Origin of the sequence: Actinophytocola xinjiangensis (genome assembly GCF_001921215.1) — a bacterium.
Classification (GTDB): Bacteria; Actinomycetota; Actinomycetes; order Mycobacteriales; family Pseudonocardiaceae; genus Actinophytocola; species Actinophytocola xinjiangensis.
The window spans coordinates 103,612-116,310 of sequence record NZ_MSIF01000018.1 but is presented as its reverse complement, the minus strand read 5'-3'; the positions used below and the strand labels follow the sequence as shown (position 1 = coordinate 116,310).

At 70.6% G+C, this 12,699-nt stretch carries 12 protein-coding genes; 6 read left to right on the top strand and 6 right to left on the bottom strand.

All coding sequences use genetic code 11. The features are described from left to right. Nucleotides 1-19: 19 nt before the first annotated feature. The 4 genes from BLA60_RS29500 to BLA60_RS29485 form a co-directional block, all read right to left on the bottom strand. Nucleotides 20-1,003, bottom strand: coding sequence for a hypothetical protein (locus BLA60_RS29500; protein WP_075136293.1), 984 nt, complete (start codon nt 1,001-1,003; stop codon nt 20-22). A gap of 104 nt (nt 1,004-1,107) precedes the next feature. Then, nucleotides 1,108-1,368: a hypothetical protein gene (locus tag BLA60_RS29495; RefSeq protein WP_075136292.1), complete on the bottom strand. Its 261-nt coding sequence runs from the start codon at nt 1,366-1,368 to the stop codon at nt 1,108-1,110. 184 nt (nt 1,369-1,552) lie between these two features. Beyond that, complete coding sequence (locus BLA60_RS29490) at nt 1,553-2,407, bottom strand: DUF4253 domain-containing protein (protein WP_154814699.1); 855 nt, start codon at nt 2,405-2,407, stop codon at nt 1,553-1,555. Nucleotides 2,408-2,584: 177 nt separating this feature from the next. Then, nucleotides 2,585-3,175: a hypothetical protein gene (locus BLA60_RS29485; protein WP_075136290.1), complete on the bottom strand. Its 591-nt coding sequence runs from the start codon at nt 3,173-3,175 to the stop codon at nt 2,585-2,587. A gap of 90 nt (nt 3,176-3,265) precedes the next feature. Here BLA60_RS29485 and BLA60_RS29480 point away from each other — a divergent pair, with 90 nt between their 5' ends. From BLA60_RS29480 to BLA60_RS29460, 5 genes are all read left to right on the top strand, one after another. Then, nucleotides 3,266-4,876 (top strand): pyruvate, phosphate dikinase, encoded by a 1,611-nt coding sequence (locus BLA60_RS29480; RefSeq protein WP_075136289.1) that lies wholly within the window; start codon nt 3,266-3,268, stop codon nt 4,874-4,876. Between the two features lie 273 nt (nt 4,877-5,149). Continuing rightward, nucleotides 5,150-7,579 carry a sensor histidine kinase gene (locus tag BLA60_RS29475; protein WP_162293027.1) on the top strand — a complete coding sequence of 810 codons (2,430 nt, stop codon included), beginning with the start codon at nt 5,150-5,152 and terminating at the stop codon, nt 7,577-7,579. 17 nt (nt 7,580-7,596) lie between these two features. After that, a complete protein-coding gene (locus BLA60_RS29470) occupies nt 7,597-8,034 on the top strand; it encodes a roadblock/LC7 domain-containing protein (RefSeq protein WP_075136288.1) in 438 nt (145 codons plus the stop codon). Continuing rightward, nucleotides 8,031-8,411, top strand: a complete 381-nt coding sequence (locus tag BLA60_RS29465) for a DUF742 domain-containing protein (protein ID WP_075136287.1) — start codon at nt 8,031-8,033, stop codon at nt 8,409-8,411. The genes BLA60_RS29470 and BLA60_RS29465 overlap by 4 nt, the downstream gene beginning before the upstream one ends. Next, nucleotides 8,392-9,006: a GTP-binding protein gene (locus BLA60_RS29460; protein ID WP_075136286.1), complete on the top strand. Its 615-nt coding sequence runs from the start codon at nt 8,392-8,394 to the stop codon at nt 9,004-9,006. The genes BLA60_RS29465 and BLA60_RS29460 overlap by 20 nt, the downstream gene beginning before the upstream one ends. Before the next feature lie 52 nt (nt 9,007-9,058). Here the strand turns inward: BLA60_RS29460 and BLA60_RS29455 are convergent, their stop codons facing one another. Beyond that, nucleotides 9,059-10,639 carry a PEP-utilizing enzyme gene (locus BLA60_RS29455; RefSeq protein WP_084735363.1) on the bottom strand — a complete coding sequence of 527 codons (1,581 nt, stop codon included), beginning with the start codon at nt 10,637-10,639 and terminating at the stop codon, nt 9,059-9,061. Nucleotides 10,640-11,016: 377 nt separating this feature from the next. Between BLA60_RS29455 and BLA60_RS29450 the strand changes: the two genes are divergently transcribed. Further along, nucleotides 11,017-11,679 (top strand): TetR/AcrR family transcriptional regulator, encoded by a 663-nt coding sequence (locus tag BLA60_RS29450; RefSeq protein ID WP_245812207.1) that lies wholly within the window; start codon nt 11,017-11,019, stop codon nt 11,677-11,679. Between the two features lie 11 nt (nt 11,680-11,690). On the opposite strand, the gene BLA60_RS29445 is transcribed toward BLA60_RS29450, so the two are convergent. Further along, nucleotides 11,691-12,629 carry a terpene synthase family protein gene (locus BLA60_RS29445; protein WP_154814698.1) on the bottom strand — a complete coding sequence of 313 codons (939 nt, stop codon included), beginning with the start codon at nt 12,627-12,629 and terminating at the stop codon, nt 11,691-11,693. Nucleotides 12,630-12,699 lie beyond the last annotated feature (70 nt).

Here is a 12,699-nt window from a genome sequence, read left to right as displayed (position 1 = left end):
CCTTCGCATGACCACTTTCCTACCCGACCGGCTCCGATCGCCGAATCAGGGAACGCCCTGACCCGCCCGCGAACTCCGCGGGCGGTAGCGCGCGGATCGCGCTGCGGGTGAGCACCAGCCCCGCCACGGTCGCGACCAGCGAGACCGACACCAGCGGCACGCTCACGGTGCCGTGGTTGCTGAGCGCGAGATGGGTGGGGCCCGCGGTGACCGTCACGCTGGTGCCGATCCACGCGAGGACCAGCGGTCCCACGACAGGCCAGGGTCCTCGCCACCACAGCAGGACCGGGACCGCGACGGCGCCGAACAGGACGAGCAGGCCGGTCGAGAGCAACGCGGTCCGCTGGGCGACGGTGTCGAATCCCGCCGGGCCACCCCAGCGGGACCCGGTCACCGACCACACCACCAGGATCGCCGCGTAGCCGGCGGTGACCGCGACCGTGACCACCGTGAGCCGGCGAGGACCGGCCACCGGGCGGTGCGGCTGGTTCAGACGTAACCGGAACACCTGGGGCCAGCGCTCCCGCGCGTGCGCGACGAACGCGAACGGCAACCCGACCGCCTGCACGACGAACCCCCCGTACACGAGGGCGAAGACCCAGCCGTCGAGCCCGTTGCCGGCCGGGGCCGGCGTGCCGCCGGCGAACGCCTGGGCCACCAGACCGAGCGGCAGCCCGACCGCGATCGGCGCCAGCAACCCGGTGGCCAACCAGATCGGCGCGGCGACCACCGCCGCGGGCAGCCGGCGACCCCACGGGTAGGTCAACGCCAGCACCAGCGCCACCGCGAACAGTTCCATCGCCGCGGTCACCACGTCGCCCACGATGTGTCGCACGTCCAACAACTCGGCCGCGCCCTCGGCATCAGCGGCACCGGCGGTGGAACCGAACAACCACAGCACCTTGAGCACCAGGTAGGGCACACAGGACCCGATCGTGATCCAGCACACCGCGACCCGCAGCCGCCCCGGCCCGCGCCGCGGTGCCTCCCCGACAGTGCTCACCCGCGCGTCCCTCCCCGCTCAGCGGCGCCCGCCCCGGTCACCGGCCGCCCACACCCACAGCGTCGACCATCGACCCTGAGACAACGCTGAGGACGCCCGGAGCGTCAGCGGGACTGGCCGGGAAACGGTGGCCCGGGCGGGCCCGGGTGTCGCGGCGGCATCGGAGCGGTCGTCGGGACCGGTGGCCGGTGACCGGCGAACAGACTCGCCAGCACGAACACCGCGCCCGCGAGGACGAACGTGGCGGCCGGACCGACGACGGGCCCGTTCTCGGTCTTGTCGACGCCGTCCACGACGGCCGCGATGAACAGGCCGAGCCCGGCGACGGTGAGCGCCCAGCCCAGTGTGGCCAACAACATCTTCATGGTGGAGAAAAACCCCTTTCACCCCTGACCTGGTGTGCCGGTTCGGCCCCGGTCGACCGTCACGGACCACCGTGACGCGCGGGTGACGCTACCCTCCACACAGCACCGCGGGACCGGGTCCGGCAAGTGCGGACAAGGTCGGACACCCGCGCTGCCAGGGGTTTGTCCCGCGCACGGGCGTCGGTCACGGCCGGTTGTGCACGAACCACGCGTCGCCGGCGGGCAGGGCCACCGCGAGCTCCCACTGGGTCAGGGGAAGGTTCGGCGCGAGCGCCAGGAGCTGACCGGCCGCGGCCCACGCCTGGTCACCCGGCAGCGGGCGACGACCCACCTGGAACTGCAGCATGGTGCCCCACGACGCGACCAGGCGGGCATCCCACCGCTCGCGCCACTGCGCCAGCACCTCGCCGAGCCGGTGCTGGTCCTCCCGGGTGAGCGCACCGTAGAAGTCGACCCAGTACGCGCAGGCGCGGACGTCGCTGGTGGGCAGCAACATGAGCAGCACGCGGTCAGGCGTGAACCAGTAGTCGGTCCGGGACGCGAACCGCACGGTGTCCAGGACCTCGGCGTGCAGGTCGGCGTCGGTGAGCAGCCGGTCGTACAGTGCCCGCTCCAGCGTCGGGAGCGGAGTCGGCAGCGGCACGGTCGACGCCAGGGCCGTCAGGTCGACGCCGGCCATCCCACTCGCGTAGTCCTCGACCTCACCCTCGTCGACCTCGTCGTCCTCCCGGTAGTGGCGGAACGCCAGCCAGGGCTCGGCCACCACGGCGGCCTCGACGAACGCCCGTAACTCCGACTCCGACGGGCCAGGCTCTGGCTCGGACCGCAACGTCAGCGCGTCACCGAAGTCGTCGGTGACCACGACCGGCAACCGCCCGGTGTCCGGCACCACGGCGTCGGCCACCCGCCAGGCCTCGTGCAGCCGATCGGGCCCGACACCGCCGACGAGGACGGTCCCCGCCGGCCCGTGCCCGATCGGCAGCCCAGCCAACGCCGAACCGGCGAACGCCGCCCGAATGAGATCGAGATCGTCGCGCATCGCGACAGTGTCCCATTCCACGTGCTGGTCGCCGAGGACGGTTCGGTTGTCGGCCGGTTCAATCTGATCTTCGCCGGGGACGGCGTCGCGGACCGTGGACAACGAGCTGATCAGCCACCCCGGGGAAACCGATCCCCAGGACCGGGATCCATGAGCGGCCGACAGCGGCCGGTGGTGTCAGGGCGCTTCTTCCGCGTGCCGGGAGCGGCCCAGGGTGATGTAGAAGCACTCGTGGCACTCGAACCAGATGTTGTGGTAGGAGTCGACGAGGACTCCGGTCAGGTGACTGTCCGATCCGGACGCGAACTGGTCCAGGGCGCGGGTGAACCGGGCGCTGTACTCGGCGAAATGTGGTGCTCCCGGGGTGATTTCCGCCAGCAGTTGCTGAACTTCCTTGTCCACCACGGAAAGTGGGGCGACGAAGTCCGCGGGTCCCTGCGTTTCGGCGCGGGACTGCCAGTTCGCGCACAGCTGCTTCAGTTCGTCGTTGAGGGTTCGGAAGGTTTCGTAGCGGTCGGCGACGGTGGCCTGGGCGCTGGGGCTGATCTGCGTCATGCGCTTCTCGGCGGACGCCGTGCCGTCGGGGGTGATCTTCCAGCCGAGGCGTGGTTTTCCGGTGTTCTCGGCCAGGCCGGTGGACTCGAGAATCAGCAGTGCTGCCCCAACCCGCTCCGGTGTGGAGTCGAGTGCCGCGGCGAGTGACTCGGGGGTGGCGCGTCCCCTGATGCGGAGAACGTGCAGCAGCGGGTCCGCGATATCGGCGGGCATCGGTGTTCCTCCTCGGTCCCTGAGCGAGTACGCTCCCGCACTTCCTTTGTCGCGAGCAGGATTGCGGCCAGACGAGCACGGGAGCGGACGATGAGCGTGACAGCGATCGGACCGACGAGGGTACTGATCCTCGACGGCTCCGTCGAACCGGACCCGGTGGTGGTCGGGGGCAAGGCGGCCGGTATCGCGCGCATGGTCTCCGCCGGGTTCCCGGTGCCGCCCGCGTTCGCGTTGTCCACCTCGCTGTGTCGCGAGTTCCTCGTGGCCGGCGACAGCGTCCTGGACGAGGTGTGGGCCGAGGTCCGTGCCGGGATGAACCACCTGGAGCGGCGGACCGGCAAGGGGTTCGGCTCGGTCGACGCGCCGTTGCTCGTCTCCGTGCGCAGCGGCGCGGCCACCAGCATGCCCGGCATGATGGACACCGTTCTCAACCTGGGGCTCAACCAGGAGATCGTCGACGGGCTGGCGCGCACCCACGGCGCGGAGTACGCGCGCGACACCAGCAGCCGCTTCGAGGCGCTGTTCTCCGAGGTCGTGGGCGGGGGCGACCCCCCGGTCGATCCGTGGGACCAGCTGCGGCTGGCGGTCGCGGCCGTGTTCGGGTCCTGGCGTTCGTCCCGGGCGGTGGCCTACCGGCGCCGGTACGGGCTCGACGACGACGCCGGCACCGCTGTGACAGTGCAGGCCATGGTGTTCGGCAACCTCGACGAGCGTTCCGGGACCGGTGTCCTGTTCAGCCGCAACCCGTCCACCGGTGAGCCGGAACCGTTCGGTGAGTGGCTGACCCGCGCCCAGGGCGAGGACGTGGTGTCCGGCACCCGCGAGCCCCAGCCGCTGGACGCGCTCGCCCGGCTCCTGCCCGACGTCCACACCCAGCTCATCGACCATGCGCGAGGTCTCGAACAGCGACATCGCGACGTGCAGGACATCGAGTTCACAGTGGAGAGCGGCCGGCTGTGGCTGCTGCAGACGCGCTCGGCGAAACGTTCCCCGCGTGGCGCGGTCGCCTTCGCCGCCGCGCTGGGCCGGGAAGGGCTCATCTCGCCGGCCGACGCCGTCGCGCGGGTGAGCGCCGACCAGGTGCGCGCCGTGCTGGTGCCCGGCCTTGATCCCCGCGCCCGCGCCTCGGCGGCCCTGGTCGCGCAGGGCACGCCGGCGTGCCCCGGCGTGGGGACCGGGGTCGTCGTGACCGATCCGGACGAGGCGGAGGCCCTGGCCGCCGACGGTGCGTCGGTGGTGCTCGTACGTCGCACGACCAGCCCGCACGACCTGCACGGAATGCTCGCCGCCGACGCCATCGTGACCGAGATCGGTGGCGCGACCTCGCACGCGGCCGTGGTCAGCCGCGAACTCGGGGTGCCCTGTGTGGTCGGTTGCGGCGAGGGCACCGTGACCGCCATGGCCGGCGCGACGGTGACCGTGTGCGGCGACACCGGTGAGGTGCGCCAGGGCGAGCTTCCGCTCCGCGCGGTGTCCGAAGTGGACGACGACGACCTGCGGCTTCTCACATCGTGGGCGCGGGCGATCTCGCCGCTGGTGGCCTGGCGCCCGGACGAGGTGCCGGCGGGGACCGAGATCGTCCACGATGTGGACGTCTCGTCCGACGCGGCGGTCGCGAACGCCGTGCGCGACGGCGTTCGCGTAGTCGGTACCGACCATCCGTTGCCGGTGATGCTGGCGGCGATCCATGCGCGACGTTGACGGCGAAGCTGCTCCACCTGTGACGATGCCCTCGCGGTGCGGCGCAACAACTTCCGAGCCAGTACCTGTGTTCCGTAACCGAACAGTGTGTGGTTTGATTTGCCATCGCACCGGCATGATGCCGTTGCCGATGCCAATGCCAGGAAATCAGCGGACAGGGCGAACAAGTTGCACGTGTCAAACGCAGAGGAATCCCACGCGAGCCCACGCTGGCGACGGGTGTTCTCGCGCCGGCGATCAACGACGAGCATCCGCAACCGCGTTCTCGCGATCGTGCTCATTCCCAGTGCCGCTCTGCTGGTCACCGGTGCCTCGGTCGCCGGCTACCTGATCTCGGAGGGCCTGGAGGCGCGGGACTTCTCCGACTACCTCGGGCAGGCGATCGACCCGCTGGTCGAGTTCGAGTCCGTGGTCCAGGCGGAACGCACGATCTCCCTGCGTGCCCTCGGCGGTGACGAGGACGCACAGGCCGGGATCGCGGCGCAGCGGGACACCACCAACGCGGTGCTCGCCGAGATCGCCAGCCTCGCCGAGGTGGTGCAGAACCTGAACCCGGACGCGGTCTCCCAGTCCAACGCCGCGTTCACCGAGCTGTCCGCCCAGCTGACGCTCACGCGCCAGGGCGTGGACTCGGGCCAGGTCCCCGCCGCCGACGTCGACGCCTTCTACACCGGGCTCGCCGGCGTGGTCATCACCGGGCTGGAAGGCTCGGCGCGCACCACCCCGGACGCGGCGACCGCCGCCGAGGAGACGACCGCCGTCGACCTGTTCTGGGTCACCGACCTGCACTCCCGGGCGGTCGGTCTCGCCGCCGGTGGCGTGGCGCGCGGCGAGCTGAACGGAGCGGACCGGCTGGTCATCGCCCAGCTGACCGGCGGCTACCGCAACCAGCTCCTGGCACTGACCACCCGCCTGACCGACGAGGAGAAGGCGCGCTACGAGCGCCTGATCGCCTCCGAGGCGTGGCAGATCGCCACGGCCGCCGAGGACGGCCTTGCCCGGCGCGGCGAACTCAACGTCTCACTGTCCGCCTGGCTCACCGCCGAGGAGGAGGTCTCCGCCGAACTGCTCGGCCTGTGGGGTGATCACTTCCGCTACGCCGAGGGCCTGGCCAAGGACGCGGCGAACACCTCGCTGACGCAGTCGATCATCGCCGGCTCGCTGGTGCTCGTGTTGTCCGGCACGGCGTTCCTCATCGCCGTCCGGATGGCCAACGCGCTCGTGCGCCGGCTGCGCCGGCTGCGCAACAACACCCTCGAACTGGCCGACGAGAAGCTCCCCGCGATGGTGGCGCGCATCGCCGAGGGACAGGACGTCGACGTCGACGCCGAGCTGGCCAGGGTCGACCACGGCAACGACGAGATCGGGCAGGTCGCCGAGGCCTTCGAGACCGCGCAGCGCACCGCGGTCGCCGCCGCCGCGGCCGAGGCGAAGACCCGGGGCGGCTTCAACAAGGTCTTCCTGGACATCGCGCACCGCAGCCAGATCGTCGTGCACAGACAGCTGGAGGTGCTCGACGTGGCGGAGTCCAAGCAGGGCGACCCGGAACACCTCGAACTCCTCTTCCAGCTCGACCACCTCGCCACGCACGCGCGGCGCAACGCCGAGAGCCTGGTGATCCTGGGCGGTGGCCAGCCGGGCCGCAAGTGGCGCACCCCGGTGAAGCTGGAGGAGATCGTGCGCAGCGCCATCTCCGAGACCGAGGACTTCGTGCGGGTCAGCGCGGTCCGGCTGCCCGACGTGAAGGTCCTGGGCGCCGTGGTCGCCGACCTCATCCACCTGCTGGCCGAGCTGGTCGACAACGCGACGTCGTTCTCGCCGCCGGACGCGCCGGTGACCGTGCGCGGCAACATCGTCGGCAAGGGCGTGGTGGTCGAGGTCGAGGACCAGGGACTCGGCATCGGGTTCGAGGAACGTGACCGTCTCAACGAGACACTGCGCAACCCGCCGGACTTCCAGGCGATGGCCCTGGCGGGGCAGCGGCACCTCGGTCTGTTCGTGACCGGTCAGCTGGCCAAGCGGCACGAGATCTCGGTCAGTCTTCAGGAGTCCGCCTACGGCGGGATCAAGGCGATCGTGCTCATCCCGTTGTCGGCCACCGAGACCGAGGACCGCAAGCCGCAACAGCAGCAGGCCACGTCAGGGGCGACGTCCGGGGCGACGTCCGGGGCAACGCGCACCGGCCGGCACCAGGCGGTCCAGCCGCCGAGCTACGTGCCGCAGCCGACGCAGGATCCGGTCCCTCGGCTGACCCGCAAGGGCGACGGGGCCCACCGGCAGTGGCCGGAGACCGAGTCGGAGATGACCATGCCGCCGGCGGCGGTACCGCCCACGCCACCGGCGGCACCCACGGCACCGGCGGCACCGCCCGCCCTGCCGCCGGCCCTGTCGAGCTTCGAGGCGTTCGAACCGGCGACGCCGTTCGGTGCCCCCGAGCAGCCGCCGGTCCAGCCCCGGCGCGAGCAGGCACCGGGTTCCGCACAACGGGCACCGGGTACCCCCAGGCGCGAGCGGCCACCGTTACCGCAGCGTCAGCGCCAGGCGAACCTCGTGCCGCAGCTCCAGGTGGACACCACCCAGGAGACGCGGAAGATCAGCAAGCCGAAGCGGGTTCGCGCCCCCGAAGAGGCCCGCAACTCGATGTCGTCCTTCCAGCGAGGAACGCGCCAGGGGCGCGACCGGCCGTCTGAGCACAACCGATGAACACGAATGGTCAGGCAATGAACGAAAATGTGGTCAGGGGAAACGCGAGCGGCCTGGACTGGTTGCTCGACGATCTGGTGAAACGCCTGGCTGGAGCCGAGAGAGCTGTCGCACTGTCCGCCGACGGCCTGCTGCTTGGCCGGTCCAGAAGTCTGGACCGCGAGAGCGGCGAGCACCTCGCGGCGATGGCCTCGGCGTTCCGCAGTCTCGCCCGCGGGGTGGGTACCCAGTTCGACAAGGGAGCTGTCCAGCAGACCGTCGTCGAGCTGGAGTACGGCTTCCTCGTGGTCACCGAGGCGGGCGAGGGTGCCTGCCTCGCGCTGCTGGCCTCGGCCAACGCCGACCTCGGCATGATCGCCTACGAGATGAACGTGATCGTGCAGCAGGTCGGTGACACCATGGTGGTGACCCCGAGAGGGATGGCCACGGAGATGCCGGTTCCGCACGCACCATGAAATACGCGGGGGAGCCCGAGCCTTTCGAGTTCGAACCCGGGCCGCTCATCCGCCCGTTCGCGGTCACCCGCGGGCGGGCGGGCAAGGACCTGCACGAACTCGACATCATTACGTTGGTGGTCGCCGTCCGCCCCGAGGCGGACGTCGCCGCGCTGGATCGGGAGTACGGGGACATCCTGCGCATGTGTCACCAACGGCCGCTCTCCATCGCCGAGATCTCGGCCAAGATGGGCCTGTTGCTGGCCGCGGTGAAGGTGCTCGTCAGCGATCTCATCAGTTCTGGTCATCTCATTTTCCGGTCGCCGCCTCCGCCCACCTCGGGCAGGCCCGACATCAAACTGTTGCAGGCGGTACTCGATGGCGTTCGAAACCTCTGACCGGAGCGCCGGCTCCCCGGAAATGACCGGGGTGCGGGCGGTCAAGCTCCTCGTCGCCGGTGGGTTCGGGGTCGGCAAGACGACCCTGGTCACCGCGGTGAGCGAGATCAAGCCCCTGCGCACCGAGGAGCGGTTGTCCGCGATCGGGGCGGGGGTCGACGACCTGACCGGTGTCGAACGCAAGACCACGACCACGGTGGCGCTCGACTTCGGCCGGATCACGATCAACTCGGAAGTGGTGCTCTACCTGTTCGGGACACCGGGACAGGACCGCTTCTGGTTCATGTGGAAGGAACTGTCGGTCGGCGCGCTCGGTGCCGTCGTGCTGGCCGACACCCGGCGCCTGGAGGACTCCTTCGGGGCGATCGACTTCTTCGAGTCACGCGGCACCCCGTTCATCGTGGCGGTGAACTGCTTCGACGGCGCCGAGATCTACGACGAGGTCGAGGTGCGCCAGGCACTGGCCATCGACGACCACGTGCCGGTGCAGCTGTGCGACGTGCGGGACCGCGAGTCGAGCAAGCGCGTCCTCGTGCGCCTGCTGGAGTACCTGATGACCGTCGCGACGGCCGGGGCCGCAGCCGGGACCTGGTGACCTGAGACGGCCAACGACGCCGGCACCCCGAAGGGTGCCGGCGTCGTTGTCGTCAGGTGGCGCGCTCGGTGGCGTGCACGGGGGACAGGACCTCGACCACGCCCCGGTCGCCGTCGACGCGGATCCGCTGGCCGTCCCGGATGCGCCGGCTGCCCTCCTCGGTCCCGCACACGCACGGCAGACCCAGTTCCCTGGCGACGATCGGGCCGTGGCTGAGCAGACCGCCGAAGTCGGTCACGACGGCCCCGGCGACCAGGAACAGGGAGACCCAGCTGGGATCGGTGGTCTCGCAGACGAGGATGTCGCCGTCGTCCAGCTCGGTGTTCGCCGGGTCGCGGACCACCCTGGCGCGCCCTTCGACGACGCCGCCGCTGGCCGCCACACCGGTGACCGTGGTGCCCACCGGGGCGTCGGTCGCGGCGTCGCCGCCGATCTCGATCAGCTCGGGCATCCCGGCCCACGCCTGCGGAAGCCGGAAGCGCAACCGGTCCTCGTACTGGGCGCGGCGTTGCGTCACCAGCGCGCGGCGGTCGGTCGCGTCACCGGAGACCAGCTCGTCGAAGGTGAGGTGGAAGACGTCGGCGGCGTCGTCGAGCAGTCCCCGCCCGGCCAGGTCGGCCCCGACCCGGCGGGCAGCCGCGCGGGCGACGTCGAAGGTGAGCAGGTAGCCGGCCTTGCCCTGCTCGCGCAGCGCGAGGAAGCGGGCGGCGAGGTTGGTCAGCATCGTGATCGACCGGCGCTTGAGCGGTGAGACCGCCTTCTTGAGCTCCTCGGCGGCCGCGTGCCGCAGACGGGTCTGCTCGGCGGCGCGGTTGCGTGGCGCCTTCGGGTCGTCCTCGGACACCGTGCGGTAGTCGTCGAGCCGGGCCAGGATCGGCGCCGGGTCCTCGCGCCACGAGGTGCTGTGCAGTTGGCCCTCGTGCGGGCCGTGGTAGCCGTGGCGGTCCAGGAAGGTCGGCAGGTCGAGGCGCTCGTGGGCGAGCAGCCACAGGTCCTGGGCGACCTCGTTCTCGTCCGACCCGACACCGGACAGCAGCCGGGACTCCAGGTTGGGCACGTTCGCGTCGGCGACCATGGCGGTGAGCCGGTCGGCCAGGCTGGAGCTGACGAACGCCACCAGCAGGTGGAGGATCATGATCTGCTCGAAGCGCTCCCGGGAGTCACGCAGGATCGCCAGGCTGTCGGCGACGGACCCGCCGGGGATCGTGGGCAGGGTCCGCAGGCGCCACTCGCGCAGCTCGGCGAACATCCGGTCGTGTCGCTTGGGCAGGGTGATGACGGCACGCGGTGCCTTCACCCCGATGATCGGGTACCGGCGCAGCGAGTTCTCGTCGACGGTGCCTTCCCGGACATAACCGAACAGCTGTTGCTCGATGGCGGTCGCCGAGGTGCCCGGGATGAAGGCCGCCACGGCGCGGAACTGGTTGATGTTGGCCGCCGCGCGCCCGGCGAAGGCGGTCCAGAACTGGTCCTCGATCCGCTCGGGGACGGCCAGCGAGGCCTTACCGAAAACGCCCATGCCGCGGAACATCTTGCGGAACGCCAACTCCATCGGGAGGTGGATGAAGGTGAAGCCGAGCGCGGTGGAGACGCCGGGGAAGGCTTCGGCGACGTTGCCGGTGGTCCAGGTCACGCCGGGATCGCACGCCGCGTTGTCGAGCGGGTCGGATCCTGGTGTGGGAGGAAGCATGAGCAACACCAATCATCGTTTGGTTTATGGGGGACCGCCGGATCTTAGACCCGCTCGCGACGCCCGCATAGAGGCGAGAGAGCCGGTCGCCCGGCGACAACCTGGGCAAGGATCGCTGTTCGACGACAGGTCGGGTAATAATCCGGCAACGTACGGTTACGAAACACGCGACTCAGTGCCATCAATCCTGGTCAGCGGGGGTGCACTTGTTAAGCTGACGGCGAGTTGACAGGGAAGGCGGCTGGGAGCGTGGCGGGCGGGTGTCGACGAGGACGACAGCTCGGATCCGACGGCGCGAACACCCGCGAGGAGACCACGTGGTGAGACCCAAGGTTCCGTTGATCTCCAGGCGAAGGGCGCTGGAGGTCGCGCTCGCGATCGTCGACGACGACGGGCTCGAAGCGCTGAGCATCCGGCGCCTCGCGGGCGCCCTGGGGGTCAACAGCGCGTCGCTGTACCACCATTTCCGGAACAAGGAGGACATCCTCGCCGGTATGGCGGACCTGGTGCTGGCGGAGGTGCGCGAGGTCGGCGAGCCCGGTGTGTCCTGGCGGGACTGGCTGCCGGGCAACGCCCGCGCCCTGCGCCGTGCCCTGCTCGCCCATCCCGCGCTGTTGCCGGTCCTCGTCGCGTCGCGGTCCCACGGCTTCGGCGAACACCTGTTGGACGCCTCTGCCGCCCGGCTCATGCGCGAAGGTGTGCCCAGTGCCGTGGTGATGCCCCTGCTCGACGCTCTCGCGGCGTTCGCCGTCAGCAGCGCCCTGCACGAGGCCCGTGGCGACGGTCCTGGCGACGGTCCCGGCGACGGTGCCGCCGAGAGGTACCCGGCCCTGGCCAAGGCCGTGGCCGAACGAGGTCTGACCGCCGACCAGATCTACGACCTCGTCATCGGGAGCATCCTGGCCGCCCTCGACACCGCGGTCGACCAGCAGCGCGCGCGGTGGATGTCCTCGATCCCGGTACCCGTCGACGAACCGTTGTAGCGCGCGCCTTCTCAGGAGCTCGCCGAGGAGGCGTAGCGGGCGGTCGTGGCCATCCAGTGCATCAGCCCGGACGCCAGCGCGCGCACGCCCTGGGCGTAGCGGGCCGCCGGTTCCGGCAGGGCGGCCGCGGCGTCGCACAGGAAGTCCAGGGTGAGCAGTTCGGCGTTGACCAGCTCGACGATCTTGGTGACCGCTTCGTCGCCGGTCAGGCCCTCGTGCGTGGTCAGCACGACGGCCAGGTTGGCACCGGTGCCGTGGGCGGCTTCTCGCTGGTAGGAGAACAGGTCGTTGGCCCACGTGCTCGCGTTGCTCAGGCGCAGCGCCAGATCGGTGACCTCCGGGCGGCCGGACACGTCCTCGGGCAGCCAGGCCTCGTTGGCCAGCTCGATGAGCGCCGCGGCGTAGAACATTCCGCCGTTGTAGTGGCGGGAGGTCACGTACTGCGCGGTCGTGGGCACCGAGCTCGCCGCCCGGTGCATGCGCTCGTCGAGGCTGGTTTCCAGGTAGGCCACGTGGATCCGCGCCGTGCGGTCCAGCCAGTGGTCCGGGGCGACGGACTGGGTCTCGGTCCACAGTGAGTCCAGCAGCGCCGCCAGCGGTTCGGCCGCCACGGCGTCCTCGGCGGCCTTGCCGGTGAGGATGTCGGTGATCAGTCCGACGACATGGATGGCGTGTTCGTCCTGGTCGGGGCCCCAGATCTCGTCGAGGAAGTCATCCAGGCAGGACATGTGGGTGAGTAATCGGCCGGCCAGCCAGAGACCGGGATAGTCGGCGTCGGGCCACATCCGCGCGTGTTCCTCGGCTCCCTGGTGGTTGAGGAACTGTCTGGTGAGACGGTCGGCGTCCTGCTGACCGGAGAAGACGTTGTGTTCGGCGAACCACTGCTCGGTGTCGAGGGTGAGCTGGTCGAAATGGGGGCTGCGGTGGGCGGGGAAAGGGCATCTGATCACGAGGTCCGAATCCGGCGTCGGCTCCCCGGGCCAGTGCACCGCAGGAGTCCAGCGAGTTGCCGTCACAGTG

Coding starts and splice junctions, on each gene's coding strand:
- BLA60_RS29495 (WP_075136292.1), bottom strand. CDS start 1,368: ATGAAGATGTTGTTGGCCACACTGGGCTGGGCGCTCACCGTCGCCGGG.
- BLA60_RS29490 (WP_154814699.1), bottom strand. CDS start 2,407: ATGCGCGACGATCTCGATCTCATTCGGGCGGCGTTCGCCGGTTCGGCG.
- BLA60_RS29485 (WP_075136290.1), bottom strand. CDS start 3,175: ATGCCCGCCGATATCGCGGACCCGCTGCTGCACGTTCTCCGCATCAGG.
- BLA60_RS29480 (WP_075136289.1), top strand. CDS start 3,266: ATGAGCGTGACAGCGATCGGACCGACGAGGGTACTGATCCTCGACGGC.
- BLA60_RS29470 (WP_075136288.1), top strand. CDS start 7,597: ATGAACGAAAATGTGGTCAGGGGAAACGCGAGCGGCCTGGACTGGTTG.
- BLA60_RS29465 (WP_075136287.1), top strand. CDS start 8,031: ATGAAATACGCGGGGGAGCCCGAGCCTTTCGAGTTCGAACCCGGGCCG.
- BLA60_RS29460 (WP_075136286.1), top strand. CDS start 8,392: ATGGCGTTCGAAACCTCTGACCGGAGCGCCGGCTCCCCGGAAATGACC.